19 protein-coding genes are annotated in these 18,712 nt (G+C 51.6%); 2 read left to right on the forward strand and 17 right to left on the reverse strand.

Annotation, left to right across the window (positions count from 1 at the left end; genetic code table 11):
- The first annotated feature begins 224 nt into the window (after positions 1 to 224).
- Positions 225 to 545, forward strand: a complete 321-nt coding sequence (locus tag AC0YNX_RS12900) for a CD3324 family protein (RefSeq protein WP_475816060.1) — start codon at positions 225 to 227, stop codon at positions 543 to 545.
- 84 nt (positions 546 to 629) lie between these two features.
- Here the strand turns inward: AC0YNX_RS12900 and AC0YNX_RS12905 are convergent, their stop codons facing one another.
- Positions 630 to 2,045 carry a class I SAM-dependent rRNA methyltransferase gene (locus tag AC0YNX_RS12905; RefSeq protein ID WP_475816061.1) on the reverse strand — a complete coding sequence of 472 codons (1,416 nt, stop codon included), beginning with the start codon at positions 2,043 to 2,045 and terminating at the stop codon, positions 630 to 632.
- Positions 2,046 to 2,164: 119 nt separating this feature from the next.
- On the opposite strand from AC0YNX_RS12905, the gene AC0YNX_RS12910 reads away from it, so the two are divergent.
- Entirely contained in the window at positions 2,165 to 3,151 is a 987-nt protein-coding gene (locus AC0YNX_RS12910; RefSeq protein WP_475816062.1) for a Na/Pi cotransporter family protein, read from the forward strand.
- Between the two features lie 60 nt (positions 3,152 to 3,211).
- Here the strand turns inward: AC0YNX_RS12910 and AC0YNX_RS12915 are convergent, their stop codons facing one another.
- From AC0YNX_RS12915 to lepA, 16 genes are all read right to left on the reverse strand, one after another.
- Positions 3,212 to 3,637 (reverse strand): NUDIX hydrolase, encoded by a 426-nt coding sequence (locus AC0YNX_RS12915; protein ID WP_475816243.1) that lies wholly within the window; start codon positions 3,635 to 3,637, stop codon positions 3,212 to 3,214.
- A 123-nt stretch (positions 3,638 to 3,760) separates the two neighbouring features.
- Positions 3,761 to 5,128 carry a tRNA (N(6)-L-threonylcarbamoyladenosine(37)-C(2))-methylthiotransferase MtaB gene (gene mtaB / locus AC0YNX_RS12920; RefSeq protein ID WP_475816063.1) on the reverse strand — a complete coding sequence of 456 codons (1,368 nt, stop codon included), beginning with the start codon at positions 5,126 to 5,128 and terminating at the stop codon, positions 3,761 to 3,763.
- A 5-nt stretch (positions 5,129 to 5,133) separates the two neighbouring features.
- Entirely contained in the window at positions 5,134 to 5,904 is a 771-nt protein-coding gene (locus tag AC0YNX_RS12925; RefSeq protein WP_475816064.1) for a 16S rRNA (uracil(1498)-N(3))-methyltransferase, read from the reverse strand.
- Positions 5,905 to 6,039: 135 nt separating this feature from the next.
- The gene (locus AC0YNX_RS12930; RefSeq protein WP_475816065.1) at positions 6,040 to 6,747 is read right to left on the reverse strand and encodes a site-2 protease family protein; all 708 of its coding nucleotides are present in this window, start codon (positions 6,745 to 6,747) and stop codon (positions 6,040 to 6,042) included.
- A 53-nt stretch (positions 6,748 to 6,800) separates the two neighbouring features.
- Entirely contained in the window at positions 6,801 to 7,766 is a 966-nt protein-coding gene (gene prmA, locus AC0YNX_RS12935; RefSeq protein WP_475816066.1) for a 50S ribosomal protein L11 methyltransferase, read from the reverse strand.
- Between the two features lie 160 nt (positions 7,767 to 7,926).
- Complete coding sequence (locus AC0YNX_RS12940) at positions 7,927 to 8,952, reverse strand: Gfo/Idh/MocA family protein (protein WP_475816067.1); 1,026 nt, start codon at positions 8,950 to 8,952, stop codon at positions 7,927 to 7,929.
- On the reverse strand, positions 8,952 to 9,326 hold the full coding sequence (locus AC0YNX_RS12945) for a cupin domain-containing protein (protein ID WP_475816068.1): 375 nt from the start codon (positions 9,324 to 9,326) through the stop codon (positions 8,952 to 8,954). Before AC0YNX_RS12945 ends, AC0YNX_RS12940 begins: the two co-directional genes overlap by 1 nt.
- 110 nt (positions 9,327 to 9,436) lie before the next feature.
- The gene (locus AC0YNX_RS12950; protein ID WP_475816069.1) at positions 9,437 to 9,631 is read right to left on the reverse strand and encodes a hypothetical protein; all 195 of its coding nucleotides are present in this window, start codon (positions 9,629 to 9,631) and stop codon (positions 9,437 to 9,439) included.
- Between the two features lie 19 nt (positions 9,632 to 9,650).
- Positions 9,651 to 9,815 (reverse strand): YfhD family protein, encoded by a 165-nt coding sequence (locus AC0YNX_RS12955; protein WP_475816070.1) that lies wholly within the window; start codon positions 9,813 to 9,815, stop codon positions 9,651 to 9,653.
- Positions 9,816 to 9,897: 82 nt separating this feature from the next.
- Complete coding sequence (dnaJ, locus tag AC0YNX_RS12960) at positions 9,898 to 11,028, reverse strand: molecular chaperone DnaJ (RefSeq protein WP_475816244.1); 1,131 nt, start codon at positions 11,026 to 11,028, stop codon at positions 9,898 to 9,900.
- Between the two features lie 188 nt (positions 11,029 to 11,216).
- Complete coding sequence (dnaK, locus tag AC0YNX_RS12965; protein ID WP_475816071.1) at positions 11,217 to 13,052, reverse strand: molecular chaperone DnaK; 1,836 nt, start codon at positions 13,050 to 13,052, stop codon at positions 11,217 to 11,219.
- A gap of 61 nt (positions 13,053 to 13,113) precedes the next feature.
- Positions 13,114 to 13,686 (reverse strand): nucleotide exchange factor GrpE, encoded by a 573-nt coding sequence (gene grpE, locus AC0YNX_RS12970; protein ID WP_475816072.1) that lies wholly within the window; start codon positions 13,684 to 13,686, stop codon positions 13,114 to 13,116.
- Positions 13,687 to 13,734: 48 nt separating this feature from the next.
- On the reverse strand, positions 13,735 to 14,760 hold the full coding sequence (hrcA, locus tag AC0YNX_RS12975; RefSeq protein ID WP_475816073.1) for a heat-inducible transcriptional repressor HrcA: 1,026 nt from the start codon (positions 14,758 to 14,760) through the stop codon (positions 13,735 to 13,737).
- A 149-nt stretch (positions 14,761 to 14,909) separates the two neighbouring features.
- Positions 14,910 to 15,371 (reverse strand): N-acetyltransferase, encoded by a 462-nt coding sequence (locus AC0YNX_RS12980; RefSeq protein WP_475816245.1) that lies wholly within the window; start codon positions 15,369 to 15,371, stop codon positions 14,910 to 14,912.
- A 119-nt stretch (positions 15,372 to 15,490) separates the two neighbouring features.
- Positions 15,491 to 16,648 carry a radical SAM family heme chaperone HemW gene (hemW, locus tag AC0YNX_RS12985; RefSeq protein WP_475816074.1) on the reverse strand — a complete coding sequence of 386 codons (1,158 nt, stop codon included), beginning with the start codon at positions 16,646 to 16,648 and terminating at the stop codon, positions 15,491 to 15,493.
- Positions 16,649 to 16,881: 233 nt separating this feature from the next.
- Positions 16,882 to 18,699: a translation elongation factor 4 gene (gene lepA, locus AC0YNX_RS12990; RefSeq protein ID WP_475816075.1), complete on the reverse strand. Its 1,818-nt coding sequence runs from the start codon at positions 18,697 to 18,699 to the stop codon at positions 16,882 to 16,884.
- Positions 18,700 to 18,712: the final 13 nt, after the last annotated feature.

Below are 18,712 nucleotides of genomic sequence, written 5' to 3' on the forward strand. Positions count from 1 at the left end.
TTCGCCTAACAGCGGAAGTCATCTTCAGAGGGAGGCTGCGATGCCTCCCTCAACTACCATAAAAAGGATGACGGATTGAACCGTTTTCAATTATAATGAATGTGTGAAGCACGATTTCGCAGTGTGATCGTGTTTTTTTATATTTTGATTAGAGGAGGTGTACGACATGGTAATCTCGACTTCTGGTGCTGTTGCAACGGGCGATATGAACAAGGAGGTTTACCTTGAACTACAAAAATGGAAAAGATGTGCTTCCCCCTAATCTGCTGAAAGAACTTCAGAGCTACATTCAAGGAGAATTGCTGTATATCCCGAAGCCGCACAACGAACGTGCCGCCTGGGGGGAGAAGAGCGGATCTCGCATTATGATCAAGCGTCGCAATGAAGAGATTTTCCAGCATTATGCGAGTGGAAGCTCTGTGCAGGAGCTGGAGCGGCAATACCACCTATCCAGCGAGAGTATCCGGAAGATCATTATGAAGACACGCAGTGCAAGTGCGATATCCGTACAAGCCGAATACGAGGCTGCAAAGGCACGTATATGACAATAGAGAAGAGCCCTCCAGATCGAAGCCGCATGGCTGATACTGGAAGGCTCTTTTTAATGTGTTATGAAATCGATCCGCCTTCTAGCGGCTCCGCACTTCAAATATGCCAAATTTCAAATAATGACCCTCGTTCACGCCGACGATCTGCGGATGATCCTTGCCAGCAGCGCGCCATTCGATAAGACGCAGCGTCTTGCCAGCGTCAATCGCTGCTGCCTGAATCGTCTCCAGGAACAAGTCAGGACGCATATGGTAGGAACAGCTCGCGGTTACGAGATAGCCGCCTTCATTGACGAGCTTCAGCCCGTGAAGGTTAATATCTTTGTAGCCTCTGACCGCGCCTTCAATTGCGCTTCTCGACTTCGTGAACGCCGGCGGATCAAGAATGACAACGTCCCACTTGCGTCCCGCATCGCTGAGCGGCTTCGAAGTATCGCTCTTACCTGCTGCGCGATCATGGCGTTCCTCGATTCCCTTCACTTGCTTGCGAAGGTACTCGAACGCATCGGCTACGACAAACTCCACACGATCCTCAAATCCATTGCGGATGACGTTACGGCGGGCCGTATCGATGGCATGCTCGGATACGTCCAGGCACGTCACCTTCTTCGCCCCGTATTTGCATGCGTGGAGCGTAAAGCTGCCTGTATGCGCGAAGCACTCCAGCACAGTTGCACCGTCCCAGAACGGGAACGTGACGACTTTGCCGTTGGCGTTGACAGGGACAAGCTTCTCTTCGTTTAACGATGCGATTGTGCCAGTATCATCCGACTGCGCCGCTTTCGTCTCTGCCGCATCGTCTGTCGGCACCGGAGCAAGCTTGATGCCGCTCCGCGCTCCCCAGCCAAGCATAAGCGGCGCGATTGAAGCGCGGTTCTCGCGCTGATCGAAGAAATAGCCCGTCTTCTGCCCTTCTACAATATCGACTTCCATCTTCAGTCCGTTCTCGATGATCTCCACGATCCGCGGGCAATCGCCATAGAGAACGCCTGTCCGCTGCTCCAGCCCTTCCAGCTCGCGCACCGACACGTCGCTGCGCTCATAGATCCCTTGAGGCGCAAACGCTTGGATAAGTGCCGCTACGATGTCATCACGGCGCGCATCCATACCGAAAGTGAGAAGCTGGACAACAAGTACGCCTCCGAAGCGATCCACAATTAGACCCGGAAGAAAATCCGCCTCTCCGTAGACCAAGCGGCAATCACTGCCTTGAACGAACCGGCTGCGATGCTGCTTGCATTGGTTGAATCGGTCAACGAAGAATTCTTTGTCCATCGCTGCATCTTGTTTATACGAAATAACACGCACCGTAATTTGCGAGCGCGGGTTCCAGTAGCCCGTTGCCAGATAACGCCCTTGATGCGTCACGAGATCAACTAAATCACCTGGCGATGCTTCTCCCTCCACCCGATTGATCTCGCTTGCGAACACCCATGGGTGCCCGGCTTCCAATCTTTTTTTGCGATCACGCTGCAAAATCGCTTTTGCCCGTTCCATTCCATCTCCACCTTTTCTTCATGCATGTTGCTTGTTGATGCTTGTCATGCTCGTCCTGCGCCTAGCATATGTATTTATATTCAACGATTGAGCTGTGTTACGAAAGGAGAATGAGTGCAATGCTCCATACAATCTTCATTCCGATGACGCTCGGCTTTATTCTCTTCCTGCTCGGCATGCGGGCAATGGAGCTTGCGCTTCAACGCTCCGTTGGCAACCGTCTGCAATTGGTGCTGCAAAAGTTTACCTCAACGCCGCTGCGGGGAATGCTTGTCGGGACAGCAACAACGGCTGTACTGCAGAGCAGCACAGCCGTTACCGTTATCGCAATCGGGCTCGTTAACGCCGGGGTCCTTACGTTCCCGCGTACGCTCGGCCTCATTCTTGGCACCAATATCGGCACTTGCCTGACAACCGAGCTCATTGGGATGAACTTGAACCGGCTTGGCTGGCCGCTGTTTCTGCTAGCGCTCGCACTATGGTTCGCGACCGTCGTCTTCGGCGAGCTTGGACTTGGCGCTTGGCTTAGCCGAAGCAGAAATGGGCTGCTCCGCTTCCTTCTGCCGCTGCGCAGCCTAAGTGTCGTCCTCGGCGGCTTCGCCCTGCTGCTCATCGGCATTGGGCTTATGCAATCCGTCGCTCCGGCGGTGCAGTCGACGAAGTTCTTCCACGAGTTCCTCGCGCGAGCCGAAGTTAGCGTGCTGTGGGGAATCGCGGCAGGAGCCGTACTGACCGCGATGGTGCACAGCAGTGCCGCCGTCATCGGCATCGTCATGGGCCTCGCCCAGTCCGGCGCGATGCCGCTACCGATCGGCATCGCCATTGTGCTCGGCGCGAATGTCGGCACCTGCGTCACCGCCGTCATTGCAGCGCTCGGCGGCACGCGAGCCGGGCGGTTCGTGGCGTTGTCGCATGTGCTGCTCAACGTCGGCGGCGCAGCGCTCTTCGCTCCTTTCGCTGCCGAGCTCGGCGCGGCAGCGGCCTGGCTCACACCTTCGCCAGCAGGGCAAATCGCCCACGCGCAGACGCTGTTCAACGTACTCAGCTCGCTGCTGGCGCTGCCGCTATGTTATCTTCCGAAACTGCGGAAGCTAACCCCGGCTTGAGCTGCTGTTTACTTTCAATCATAACTGCCTTTTGCAGTTATCCAATGTCTCACGAAACACCTACACGCTAATCCCCAGCAGCTTAAGCGCCCCCGCCACGATCCGGTCATTATTGTTATAGCCGGACTGCTTCTGCCGTCTCCATGCTTCGGATGGCTCGAACCACTCGACGCCGCGGATTTCCTCGACCTGCGCCTGCAGCTTGCCGCCTACTGCCTCCACGAGGTAATAGTGGACTTCTTTATCGACAAGCCCTTTGGATTCGTGATTGTACTTGTATTTGATCTGGTCAATCGGCGCGATAATAACGCCTTCCATGCCCGTCTCTTCTACAATTTCACGCAGCGCTGTCTGTTCGACCGTCTCGCCGGGCTCCATTTTGCCCTTCGGCAACGAGATTTTGCCATAGCGATCCTGAATCAACTGAATCTGCAGCGCACCTTCATGCTTGCGGAACACAACTCCACCTGCTGAGATTTCTTTCATCCCGTTCGTTCCCCTTTGCGCTTTCATGAAATGGCTCGTATGTAGAGCAAGGATTCTCTCGCAGCCCAAACGTGGACAGCTAAAGAATCCCTGCAGCAAGTTTACTGTTGCACTTCGAAGTCATTACGCCTGCATCGCTTGCGGCAAAGTAGCAGAAGCTGCAGTCTTCGCATCAAGAACACGTACCAGCTGGCCTCGGCATTCATTAACGCCAGCTTCCGTAATTTTCACTCGGCACAGCTCGCCGACCAGATCAATTGAACCCTCGAACACCACTTGAATGTAGTTGTCCGAGTAGCCCATGATGAGACCGGAACCTTCCGAACCCTTATGCTCGCGCTCCGGAATGATATCAAGCACTTCACCGACGTACTTCTTCGCATATTCCAGCTGCATTCGCTCGGAGAGATCAATCAGCTTATGAACGCGTTCGTTCTTCACTTCATCATCAATCTGGTCTTCCATACGCGCCGCAGGAGTACCTGTACGCTTGGAATAAGGGAATACATGCATCTCGGCAAAATTCATCTCTTCCATGAATTTAAAGCCGTTCTCGAACATTTCATCCGTCTCGCCCGGGAATCCGACGATAACGTCTGTTGTGATCGCTACACCTGGCATCGCCTCGTGCAGCAGCTTGATTTTCTCAGCGAACTCTTCCGTAGTGTACTTTCTGCGCATGCGCTTCAGCACTCCGGTATCGCCGGCTTGCAGCGGAATATGGAGATGACGGCACATTTTGCTCGAACGGTTGAGCACGTCAATCATATCTTCATCAATCTGGCTAGCTTCAATGGAACTGATTCGAATACGCTCGAGGCCTTCGATCTTATCCAGATCCCAGATCAGATCCGACAATTTGTAGTTCTCCATATCATCACCATAACCGCCGGTATGAATGCCTGTCAGGACGATTTCCTTGTAGCCCGCATCCACGAGCTGGCGCGCCTGGTTCAGGACACTTTGCGGATCACGGCTGCGGGAAAGACCGCGCGACCATGGAATAATACAGAAGGTGCAGAAGTTGTTGCAGCCTTCTTGAATCTTCAGGAATGCACGAGTACGCTCAGCAAAATCAGGCACGTCGAGCTCTTCGAACTCCCGTGTCTTCATAATATTGCGTACGGCATTGACCGGTTTGCGTTCTTGGTGTAAATCGGAAATATAAGACATCAGCTTGTCTCGGTCCTGCGTTCCGATAACAAGGTCAACGCCTTCAATCGCGAGAATCTCGGCAGGCGACGTCTGCGCGTAGCAGCCCGTAACCGCGATAATCGCATCAGGATTACGGCGAATCGCACGGCGGATAATCTGTCTGCTCTTCTTATCCCCTGTATTCGTAACCGTACAAGTATTGATTAAATAAACATCAGCTGTCGTCGTCTCGAAGTCAACCTGTTCGTAGCCTTCATTCTTAAACAGCTGCCATACCGCTTCTGTATCATAGAAGTTAACTTTGCATCCAAGTGTATAAAAAGCAACTGATGGCATAGTTGTTAAACGCCTCCCATTTCTCCGGATTCATACATGAGGCAGGCGAGTCCAACCATCGCAGCCGTTTCCGTGCGTAAGATTCGCTTGCCCAGGCCGACGATTACTGCGCCGGCTTCCTCTACTTCACTCGCTTCACGCTCAGTGAAGCCGCCTTCGGGACCAACGATGAGCAATATGCTGCGCTCCTCGCTGCCCCAGCCATGGCGTGCCCGCTGCGCGGATATTGCATCCCGCAAGCCGAGGCCGCCGCCTTCCTTCTCATAACAGAACAAAGCCAGGTCGTAAGCCTTGATCATCGCGACCAGCTCTTTCCATGAAGCAACGGCTTCAATGGCTGGAATTCGGCTGCGATGCGCCTGCTCCGCCGCTTCCTTCGCGATTTTGCCCCAACGCTCCAGACGCTTGGCTTCCTTCTTACCGTCATATTGAACAATCATTCGCTGAGACTCAAACGGTACGAAGCTGACTGCACCGATTTCGGTTCCCTTCTGAATGACAATTTCCATTTTATCGCCCTTTGGCAAGCTTTGCGCAACAGTAACCGACCATACCGGCTCACTGCTTACAGGCAGCCACTCCGATATCTCGGCCTCCACATTGCTCGGCGAGAGCGTGCGAATGACCGCTTCAGCGACTCGCGACTGTCCGTCGCTCACTATAATGCTATCTCCTGCTTCCATCCGCATCACGCGAACGACGTGATGGGCATCGTCACCGGTAAGCACGACGCGATTGTCCTGCATCTGCTCCGGCGTTACAAAATAACGTTGCATGGGCCAAACCTCTCTACTCCAAAAATACGGGCTTGAGGACGAAACGAACATCGCCTCACGAAAAACTCCAACCTACATGATACACGTTTTGACGTACCTTTGCTAGGGAGGGCAAACATTTTCCAAGCTGTCTAATTACTTGAGGAAGTCGTTGTCAAACTGCTGCCAATCCACTTGCTTGAAGAATAGGTCGAAGAAATGGATGAGCCCGGAAATGATATTGCTCGAATACATAAACAATGGATCAAGCGTTGCAGCGCGAAGCGGCGGAATGAAGACGATGAGGAGAAAAATAAAGATGCCCCAGTGTGCATTCTGATCCATGCGAATTCGCAGCGACGTCGGTACAAGATCCTGGATAATACGGTAGCCATCAAGCGGCGGAACCGGAATAAGGTTAAAAATAAAGAGCACGATGTTGAGCGTAATCAGATAGTGCAAGAAATGAACGATGGCCCGGTGAACACCGATCGAACCCGCATCCAGCAAACCCGTTTCGTTCAGAACATAAACAGCGAAAATGCCGATTGCTGAGAGCAGCAAGTTGCTAAGCGGCCCCACAGCCGAGACAACAATCCCCATCAATCGGGGATACTTGAAGCGTCCCCGGTTGACAGGTACCGGTCTTGCCCAGCCGAAGCCGGCAATCAGAATAAGGATTGTCCCCATCATATCGAGATGGACGCGCGGATTGAGCGTTACACGACCAGCATCATATGCGGTCCGATCTCCGAATAGATAAGCAAAATACGCATGCGCGAATTCATGTACCGTAAAGGCAATCATGATAACTAGAAAAACAAACGGTAAATCATTTAAAGGGTACCATAACAAATCCGACACCGATTATATTCCTCCTAAGGATATAAGCTTCGGCTACAGCCGAGTCTCCCCGCTTATTCCGGCTTCTTCGCTACGAAAGCGATCCAGTCTTGATCGCGCTGGCGGTCGATAATCGTAAATCCTGCTGCCTGCAAGCCTTCCTCAACCGCATCTTCCTTGTTCTTCCAAATCCCCGATGCGATATAAGTGCCGCCTGGCTTCAGCGCAGCATATACGTCATCAATGAAGAGAAGAATGATCTCTGCCAAGATATTCGCCACAACAACATCAACCGGAACCGTAACATTCAGCTTCTGATCGCTGTTCAGGACGCCAAGCAGGTCGCTCAAGTACACTTGGATATCGTCTTGCAGGTTGTTGAGACGCGTATTCTCCGTTGCAGATGTGACTGAGATGGGATCAAGATCAAGCGCGAGAACACGACGCGCGCCTAGCAGCATCGCGCCAATGGCGAGAATACCGGAGCCTGTACCAACGTCGATGACTTCTTCATCGCCTTTGATGACCGATTCCAATGTCCGCAAGCACAGCGCTGTCGTCGGATGCGTTCCTGTTCCGAAAGCCATACCCGGATCAAGCTCAATGATGCGCTCTTCCGGCGAAGGCGTATAATCCTCCCAAGTCGGTTTAATCGTCAGACGCTCCGATACACGGATTGGCTTGAAGTACGTTTTCCATGCATTCGCCCAATCCTCTTCGTCAACCATCGCTTTGGAGATCGTATATTCGCCTGGTTCAATATCATACTCGCGAAGCTCATCAATGCGGGCAATCAGCGTTGTCGTTAACGCCTCCACATCCGTATCCAACTCAGAGAAGTATCCTTTAATAACTGCATGTCCTTCCGGAATATCGTTCAGCGGATGCTCATACCATTGGCCGAGCGAAGTATCTCTTTGTTTATTGAGTGTGCCTGATTCTTCAATGGATACTCCGTCTGCATCCATTTCATGCAAGAAGTTGGATATCATCTCAATCGCTTCTTCGGTTGTCGAGATCGTTATTTCATGCCATTTCACTTGAATATGTCCCCCTGAATTTAACACTAGTTTGGTGTATATTGCTTCTATTTTACACTGTTACACGCTTCCAAGCAAAAACAGGCCACGCATGCAAAACAAGCCTCCTCAGCATCCGATGCGAAGAGACTTGTTCAAGCGAGCGTATGATGATGAAATATTAGTTCGTAACGATATAGCTCTCAGGATACTTAACCGCACCGCTCGCAGAAGAATCTGCGAATGCAATAAGCGCAGCCAGTGTATGCAAGTTATCTCGACCGGACAAGGCCGGCTCAGCGCCATCCTGAATCCGTGCAGCGAACTCCTCAAGCACGCTATGAATGCCTTGCTTCGAATCAGGCAGCGGACCGTCTTCATATGGGATATACCGCTTATTCTGCTCCTGATCAACGATATAGACGCCATAGCCTTGTCCAAGATCGCCTAAGTGGACAGAGCCGTCCTGGCATTGAACCCGCCATTCCCCTTCCCATGGCGATGACAGCCCTTTGGATACGAGACTGCCCAGGTAGAATACCGGCATGCCGTTATCCAGTTCCATGCTAGCTTGAACGTTCGGATGGCCTTTGTACATGCTGCCTTCGATGTTCCACGTCTTCCCCGACACCGAGCGGATATTCGACTCGAACAAGTAGCGGATCATGTCAATATGGTGGACCGCCATCTCAAGAAGCATGAAATTATTCATCACCTGCTGATAGTCTTTGCCGAAGTGATCGTAGAAGAACTGCGCTTGTACGAAGAGCGGCTTGCCTACTGCGCCTATCGCGTTCTTGAGCGAAAGCACATGGTTCTGGTAGCGGTAGTTCTGGCTAACCATCAGAATAAGCTGTTTCTCCTTCGCTAGTTTAACAAGCTCGCAGCCTTCTTCGACATTGAGCACGAACGGCTTTTCGACCAAGACATGCAGCCCTTGCTCGAGGGCAGCTTTACAGATTGCATAATGGTAAGGAGAAGCTGCTGTAACGAAGACGGCATCTGCTTTCAGCGCCGCGAACGCTTCCTTGTAATCCGTATAACTGTGCTCATCGGCTACGCCAAGAGTTGCAGCACATTCTTTCAATCGGGCTGGATTAATCTCCACTACGCCGGCATACTCGAAGTCAGGCGATTGCTTGACGAAGGCTTGCGCGACGCCGAAGCCATGCATGCCAAGACCAACTTGAATGATTCGAAGTGTCATTATACATCGTCAACTCCTTTGAATAAGTAGCCCACTTTTCCGCCTTCCGGCATAATGCCATAAATATATACAGCAACCATTTCCTCAGTGACGACCAAGGAATGCTCGTCGCCTCGCTTTGTCAGGACCATATCGCCAGGACCGATTTCGTATGGATCGCCTTCCGTGGTGCAAGTGCCTCTGCCGCTAATAATAATCCAATACTCATTGGCATCGTGATAATGCAGCTTGACGATATCTCCGACTTTCAGATGGTTAATCCCGTAGTGGCTAAGCTCGCTCCACTCAGGGTAAACTTGCGTGCTATTGTAAAAGTTAACTGGCATTCGCTGCTCCTCCTTGAAATTCGTGCCCGCGCACAAATCGTGTTCCATCGTCTATTGTGCCACAATTGTAAGCGCTTGTATATTCATAAAAAAAAGATGCCTCTGTCTGCGAGTTCCGCATCAGGAGGCATCTTTGTCAGTTTGTTACATTCTCCAAGTTACATTATCGCTGTTCCGCCGGTCTGCTCAATCAGATGAATCGTTCGTTCGATGAGTTCATCGCCAACAGTAGCCGTGAACGTAGCGCTATCGGCATTCCCGTCAACCTGCTGTACGCGGAGGTACTGCAGCTTCGCCTGCGCTTCGCGAGCACCGCTTGCGTCCTGGAACGTAGCGTGAATCGTTGCGGTCATCTCGTCACGTCACGCCTCTCTAGGAATTCTCGGCTCTTGCGTCCGCTTCGGCCGCACGCTGCTGGGCGACACGATCCGCTTCGTCAGCGAGTTCCTCAGAGAACTCGACATCCTCGTTCTTGCCTATTGGCAAATCGGCGAAATTCACTTTCTCAAGGTCTTGGTTTTGATTTTGATTAGTCATCGGTTACGCCTCCATGTTCAATTTGAGTTTGGACACGAAGGTTAGCATAGACCAATGGTTTCGTTCTTATGCTAATTGCCGATTATTCGCCGCGGAATGCTTTCTTCATCTTATCGAAGATCGATTCGTGATGCTCATGCTGCACTTCACCAGATGGAGCGCCTACCCCACCGAATTGACGAAGCAGATCCTTCTGCTCTTCGCTCATGTTGGTTGGCGTGACAACCGTCACCTTCACATGCTGGTCGCCTTGACCGTAGCCGCGCAGACGAGGTACCCCTTTGCCCTTCAGACGGAAGTACGTGCCTGTCTGTGTGCCGGCAGGAATCTTCAGCTTCACTTTCTCCGTGAGCGTCGGAATTTCGATCTCATCGCCAAGCGCCGCTTGCGCGAAAGTAAGCGGAACTTCACAGTAGATATCGTCGTTGTCACGCTCGAAGAAGTCATGCGCCTTCACGCGAATAACAATATACAGATCGCCCGCTGGGCCTCCGCGCGTGCCGCTCTCGCCTTCGCCGCTGAGACGGATTTGTGCGCCTTCATCTACGCCGGCAGGAATCTTCACGTTAATTTTGCGCTGCTTCTTCACTTTGCCTGCGCCATGGCAAGTCGTGCACTTCTCTTTAATGATTTTGCCTGTTCCGCTACAGGACGTACAAGCACGACGGTTCACCATACGGCCGAACGGCGTATTCTGAACAACCTCTTGCTGGCCGCTACCACGGCAAGTCGAGCATGTTTCCGGCTTCGTGCCAGGCTTCGCGCCTGAACCCGAGCAAGTGTCGCAGTTCTCGGTACGAGGAATCGTAATTTCCGTTTCCTTGCCGAATACGGCTTCCTTGAACTCGATCGTCATCGTATATTGAAGATCGTTGCCGCGCTGAGGCGCATTCGGATCACGGCGACCGCCGCCACCGCCGAAGAACATATCGAAGATATCGCCGAAGCCGCCGCCGAAGTCAGCACCGCCGCCGCCACCGAAGCCTTGGTTCGGATCGACATGCCCGAAACGGTCATACTGCGAGCGTTTTCCATCATCGCTCAGGACGTCATACGCTTCTTTCACTTCTTTGAACTTGCTCTCTGCATCCGCCGCTTTATTCACGTCTGGATGGTATTGGCGCGCCATCTTCCGGTACGCTTTCTTAATATCATCATCCGAAGCGCTCTTCTCAACGCCAAGCACCTCGTAATAATCACGCTTGTCTGCCAAAACCGTCACCCCTTCTATATCCGGATATTCGCTGATTTCTCTCTCCCGAGCACAACCAACATTGCCATCAAAAATAAACCATTCCTTACGATCACGCAAGTGGTATTTATATCTAGACATAGCAAGAAACGGCTGCGCCGTCCAGAAATTTTCTCGGACGGCGCACCGTTTACACGAATCAGCCTAACTTATTTCTTATCGTCGACAACTTCGTAGTCTGCGTCAACTACGTTATCTCTGCCTTTAGCTTCGCCAGCTTCAGGACCTGCGCCTTCAGCGCCGCCTGCTGCGCCAGCTTGCTCATACAGCTTCATCGACAGCTGCTGCATAATTTCAGTCAGCGCGTCCGAAGCGGCTTTGATTTGCTCTACATCGTCTGTTGCCAGAGCTGCAGTTACTTTCTCTTTCGCTTCGTTCGCTTTTGCGATTTCGCCAGCGTCTACTTTGTCGCCAAGATCTTTGATCGTCTTGTCAACCGTGTACACGAGCTGATCAGCGCTGTTCTTCGCTTCAACAAGGTCACGGCGTTTGCGATCTTCTTCCGCGTTCAGTTCAGCGTCTTTCATCATGCGATCAATCTCTTCTTCGGACAAACCGCCGGAGGAAGTGATTGTGATCTTCTGGCTCTTGCCAGTGCCTTTATCAAGGGCCGATACGTTAACGATACCGTTCGCATCGATATCGAAAGTAACTTCGATTTGCGGTACGCCGCGCGGCGCCAGTGGAATGTCACCAAGCGTGAAGCGTCCGAGGGTCTTGTTGCCAGCAGCCATTTGGCGCTCGCCTTGCAGTACGTGAATCTCTACGCTTGGCTGATTGTCAGCATACGTGGAGTACACTTGCGATTTGCTTGTAGGAATCGTCGTGTTGCGGTCGATCATCTTCGTGAACACGCCGCCAGCAGTTTCGATACCGAGCGACAATGGAGTTACGTCGAGCAATACAACGTCTTTCACATCGCCAGTCAGTACGCCTGCTTGAACCGCTGCACCAAGTGCTACAACCTCATCCGGGTTAACGCCTTTGTGCGGGTCTTTACCGATCAGTTTCTTAACTGCTTCTTGGACAGCAGGAATACGAGTCGATCCGCCAACAAGAACGACTTTGTCGATGTCGCTTGGGGACATTCCAGCATCGCTAAGTGCTTGGCGAGTTGGACCCAGTGTGCGCTCAACAAGCGCTGCGGACAGCTCTTCGAACTTCGCGCGAGTCAGGCTCATTTCCAAGTGCTGCGGTACGCCGTCAGCCATTGTGATGAACGGCAGGGAGATCGTCGAAGTAACCATACCGGACAGTTCCTTCTTCGCTTTCTCTGCTGCGTCTTTCAGACGTTGTACAGCTGCTTTATCTTTAGAGAGGTCTACGCCTTGCTCTTTCTTGAATTCACTTACGAGGTAGTCGATGACCACTTGGTCGAAGTCATCGCCGCCCAGGCGGTTGTCACCGCTAGTTGCTTTTACTTCGAAGAAGCCATCGCCGAGCTCGAGGATCGATACGTCGAACGTACCGCCGCCAAGGTCATAGACGAGAATTGTATGATCTTCTGTTTTCTCAAGACCGTATGCAAGCGCTGCTGCTGTCGGCTCGTTGACGATACGCAGCACTTCAAGGCCTGCGATCTTGCCGGCATCCTTCGTTGCTTGGCGCTGGCTGTCGTTGAAGTAAGCAGGAACCGTAATAACGGCTTGCGTTACCGTTTGACCCAGGTAAGCTTCAGCGTCTGATTTCAGCTTCTGCAGAATAATTGCGGAAATCTCTTGCGACGAGTAATCTTTACCGTCGATTACTTCTTTATGGTTTGTACCCATATGACGTTTGATGGAGCTAATTGTACGATCCGGATTCGTGATCGCTTGGCGTTTTGCCGCTTCACCGACGACACGCTCGCCGTCTTTCTTGAAGCCTACAACCGATGGTGTTGTACGATTACCTTCCGGATTCGGGATGACGACAGCTTCGCCGCCTTCCATTACCGCTACGCATGAGTTTGTTGTTCCAAGGTCAATACCGATTACTTTACTCATAATTTAGAAATCCTCCTTAGGTCTTTATTACATAAAATTTAAGTATATAGGCAACTGAACGTTAACCGCTCACTTTCACCATAGCGGGACGCAGCACTTTATCCTTCAGCACATAACCCTTCTGCACTTCTTCCACAACGATGCCTTCTTCATGCTCATCGGACTCCACTTGCATAATCGCTTGGTGGAAATCCGGATTGAACGGCTCACCTACAACCTCCATTGCTTTGAGGCCTTCAGCTTCAAGCACTTGCTCGAATTGGCGGAAGATCATATCTACGCCTTTAGAGAACGATTCAACATCGCCGCCGCTCTTTGCAGCTTCAACCGCGCGACCGAAGTTATCGACAACCGGCAGCAGCTGGCTGATGAGCTTCATCGAAGCGTATTGCGCGAGATCTTCCTTCTCCTTCATCGTACGGCGGCGGAAGTTATCAAAGTCCGCTTGTGCGCGTAAGTAACGCTGCTGATTCTCATCCGCAAGCTTCGTGAGCTCGGCGATCCGGGAGTCTTCTGCGCTTCCTTCTTCGGCTTGCGAAGCTGTTTCCTCTGCTGGTACTTCCTGCTCTTCCACAGAAGCACTGTTCACTTCATTGATATGTTCCTCATCTGTATGCTGTTCATTCACAGACACGAGCGCTTGCACCTCCTGAAAATAATCCCTGTCTTACATTACATTTGGTCATTTGTACCATCGGCCGAGCAGTACTGCCATATCCTTCGACAAGAGATCGAGCAGGCCAATTACTTTACCGTAATCCATCCTCGTCGGACCGAGAATGCCTATCGTGCCAAGTTGCTGTCCATGTGCTGAATACGTCGCTGTAATCAAGCTGCAATTATTAATTGCCTCATGAGTATTCTCTGTCCCAATCCGAACCGCAATACCGCTCGGAAGCGAACTGAACATCTGCATGATCGTCGGCGTCTCATCGAGCAAGTCGAGCACCGTCTTCACTTTGTCGACATCCTTGAACTCAGGCTGTGTCAGCATGTTCGTTGCACCGCTCAGGAATACACGGTGGTCATCTTCGCTGTGCAGCGCTTCATCCAACACCCCAAGCAGCCGTTCGCATTGATCCGCATAACGTCCAAGCTCTTGGCCAACCTCGGAATACAGCTTCGATTTCAGCCTTACCATCGGCACCCCGATCAATTTCGCATTCAAAATATTAACAGCCTGCTGCATCTCATCCATGCTCATATCAGCCGGAATGGAAATGGTGCGGTTCTCAACATGGCCGGTGTTCGTCACAATGATCGCCACCGCCGTGTCATCGCTGATCGGCACCAACTGGAAATGCTTCAGCGAATTCGCAAACGTCTCAGGTCCCAGCACAATGGAAGTATAGTTCGTCAAGTTGGACAAAATACTTGCCGCATGCTGAATGATCTGCTCCATCTGGTTCATCTTCTCTGTGAAGAAGGAGCGAACCTTCTGTACATCATGATCATTCACCTCGCCCAATTGGACAAGATGATCGACGTAATACCGATAACCTTTAATGGATGGGATTCGACCCGCTGACGTATGGGGCTGCTCCAGAAACCCGAGCTCCTCCAAATCAGCCATCTCATTCCGAATCGTTGCCGGCGAGAAGCTGATGTCGCTTCGTTTCGAAATACTGCGAGAACCTATAGGCTCCGCCGAGCGGATATAATCATCAATGATGACGTTCAAAATCATTCGCTGCCGTTCAGTCAACATCGCAGTCCCTCCAATTCGTTATCGTTACATCGTTAGCACTCGTTATCGTTGAGTGCTAATCATTAATACAAAAATACCAAACCGACTTATCGATTGTCAAGTCAGTTCGGCATTTTCGGGACATCTATAAAGCGTACAATTTGTGTACGTTAATTCAGCATCTTCAGCACAGCGATCTCATCGCACGCATGCTGTTTCGGACAGTGGATGCAATCGGTCCAAACTTTCTCAGGGAAGATCTCTTTATTCACAACCGTGAAGCCGTTCTTCTCGAAGAAGCGGACTTCATAGGTCAGCGCCATAATCTTCGGAATGCGCTGCTCCCTTGCTTCATAGATCAACTGATCAACAAGCTTGCTGCCGATTCCTAGCCCTTTGTAGCCTTCGGAAATGCCGAGTGAGCGAATCTCTACAAGATCGGCTCCAAGCTGAGTCAACGAGCCGCAGCCGACAACCTCGTTCCCAACTTCCGCTACGACGAATGTATCAATCTGGCGCTTCAGCACTTCGCGTGATCGCGGCAGCATAATTCCTTTCTCGGCGTAACCTGCTATTAAATCCACTAACACTTCCACATCGTCTTCGGTCGCCTTTCTGCATACCGCTTGCAACGCTTGCACTCGCACTCGCCTCCAACCTTGCTCCGAAATTATAATTCCAACATCAATATGAATAAATATACATCATCACTGTTTGGTTCACAAGTACTAATTACCATGAAATCCTCAGCTTATTCGCCAATAAACGCGCCGAAAACCTCATTGCCGAGCGGGATGCCCTTCTCCGATAAACGGTAACCGCCACCACGATCTTCTGTACGCTCTAGCAGCCCTTGCGCAAGTACCGCCTCGAGTTGTTCACCAAACTCGCTCTCGATCGTCAGACCCGGGAACTGCAGCGAAAAATCATCATTGCATACGCCATCCAGCATCCGCAGTCCGACCATCATAAAGTCTTCCATCGCTTCATGCTCCGGCACCGGATTCGTCTCCAGCCGCGGAAGTCTATTCAATGAAGCATCAATGAATGGCTGGATGCCTTTAATGTTAACGTGCCGCTCGCCCCTCGCATAGCCATGCGCGCCAGCGCCTAGCCCGTAATAAGGTTCGTTCCGCCAGTAGGTGATATTGTGCTTGCTCTCAAAACCAGGCTTGGCAAAATTGCTGATCTCATAATGACGGAATCCTTCCGCCTTGAGCGTAGCGATCAGATGCATATACATAGCAAGCTCGTCCTCTTCTGGAGGAAGAGGCAGTTCATTGCGCTCATACAAAGCGTGGAACAAAGTGTTCTCTTCGACCTTCAAGCCATACAGCGAGTAATGCGGCAGCTCAAGCTTGAGCGCTCGGGCGACGCTGTCCGATAGTTGTTCGACCGTTTGGCCTGGAAGCCCGAACATGAGGTCGATCGACAGGTTATTGAAGCCAGCCAATCTCGCATTCTCAATACTGCGGTATACATCATCTACGTTATGAATGCGTCCGATCCGCTCCAGCAAGCCGTTATCGAACGATTGCACGCCCATGCTGATCCGGTTTACTCCGCCTGCCTTCATGGCATGCAGCTTATCGATATCAACCGTTCCAGGATTCGCTTCCATCGAGAACTCCGCATCCGGATGAATCGGGAAGTAACGCTTCACCGAAGCAAGAAACCTCTCCATCTGCGGCGGAGTCAACACTGTCGGCGTACCTCCACCAACGAATACCGTACGAATCTCTTCTGGCGGCAGCAGCTCCACGGTCATTGCCATCTCCCGCTCCAAGGCGTCGAGATAAGCATCCACCGGCTGCCCCTTCAGCACATACGAAGTGAAATCACAGTAATGGCACTTGTTCGTGCAGAAAGGGATATGAATATAAAGCGCCCGAGGCGCGTGCTGTAACATTGCTTTGCCTGACCTCCAATGCTCCCTTGAAATAAAAACAAGGGAGCTCTTATGCTCCCTTTAAAAACGTGATTGTGGCGGATAGGCCGGAGTGGCAGTGATGGAATGGAGCAACGTAGTGGTCGCCTTTGTAGTCTGATTCCAACCTATAAATGTCTTATACAATCAAAGGAATCAGAACTACAACAGCGAGCGGAATCCATCACTGGCCGCAGGCCTTTTCCTCACTAGTACTAGTCTTCGTCAATCTTCAGAACAGCCATGAATGCTTCCTGCGGAACCTCGACGCTGCCGACCTGCTTCATGCGTTTCTTACCTTCCTTCTGCTTATCAAGCAGCTTCCGTTTACGGCTGATGTCACCGCCGTAACACTTGGCAAGAACGTTCTTCCGCATCGCTTTAACGGTCTCACGCGAAATAACTTTGTTGCCGATCGACGCTTGAATTGGTACCTCGAACATTTGGCGCGGGATCAGATCTTTGAGCTTCTCGCAAATAATCCGGCCGCGGTTGTACGCGCGGTCACGGTGAACGATAACGGACAGTGCATCGACCATCTCGTTGTTAAGCATGATGTCCATCTTCACGAGCTTCGATTGGCGATAGCCAACCAACTCGTAATCGAACGACGCGTAGCCTTTCGTGCTCGACTTCAGCTGATCGAAGAAGTCGTAGACGATTTCGGACAACGGCATATCGTACGTAATCGTAACGCGGTTCGTATCCAGATACTCCATGTTCACGAACTCGCCGCGTTTGCCTTGGCAAAGCTCCATAATCGCGCCGACATAGTCGTTCGGGACGATAATCGCTGCTTTAACATAAGGCTCTTCAACGTATTCGATCTTGCCGACTTCCGGATAGTTCGACGGATTATCAATCTCAATCACATCACCATTCGTCAGCGTAACCCGATACACAACGCTCGGCGCAGTGGTGATCAGAGGAATGTTGAACTCGCGTTCGATCCGCTCTTGAATAATTTCCATGTGCAGCAGGCCAAGGAATCCGCAGCGGTAGCCGAAGCCAAGCGCAGTTGACGATTCCGCTTCGTAACGAAGCGATGCATCGTTAAGCTCAAGCTTCTCAAGCGCATCGCGCAGATCGTTGTAATCCTGCGTTTCAATCGGATACAAGCCGCAGAACACCATCGGGTTGATCTTACGATAGCCCGGCAGTGCCTCTAATGCAGGCTTCTTCGCATCGGTAATCGTATCGCCGACACGCGTATCCTTCACGTTCTTGATACCTGCAACGACGAAACCAACGTCGCCGACAGACAATTCACCGACAATGCCCATGCGCGGCATGAACGCGCCGACTTCGATAACCTCGAACTCTGCGCCAGTCGCCATGAAGCGGATTTTCTTGCCTGCTTTGATATGACCGTCAAGGACACGCACGTACACGATAACGCCTTTGTAAGGGTCGTAGTGGGAGTCGAAGATAAGCGCTTTAAGAGGCTCGTCCGGATTGCCAGTAGGCGCCGGCACTTTCGTCACGACTTGCTCCAAAATCTCCTTAATACCGATACCGGCCTTCGCCGAAGCATGCACCGCATCGCTTGCATCAAGTCCGATTACGTCCTCGATCTCTTGCTTCACGCGTTCAGGCTCTGCGCTTGGCAAGTCGATCTTGTTAAGCACCGGGATGATTTCCAGGTTGTTATCAAGCGCGAGGTAAACGTTCGCAAGCGTCTGCGCTTCGATCCCTTGCGCCGCGTCAACGACGAGAAGCGCGCCTTCGCATGCGGCAAGGCTGCGCGAAACTTCATAGGTGAAGTCGACATGTCCTGGCGTATCAATCAAGTTGAGGATATATTCTTCGCCGTCATCGGCCTTGTATCCCAGTCGTACGGCTTGCAGCTTTATCGTAATACCGCGTTCGCGCTCCAGATCCATCTGGTCGAGCACCTGCTCTTGCATTTCACGCGAGGAGAGCGCGCCGGTAAATTCAAGAATCCGGTCTGCTAATGTTGATTTCCCATGATCAATATGGGCGATAATTGAAAAGTTTCTAATTCTCTTTTGCCGTTCATGTACATCCGACATGCTAAACCCCCAG

Source organism: Paenibacillus sp. J31R98, from assembly GCF_056269245.1.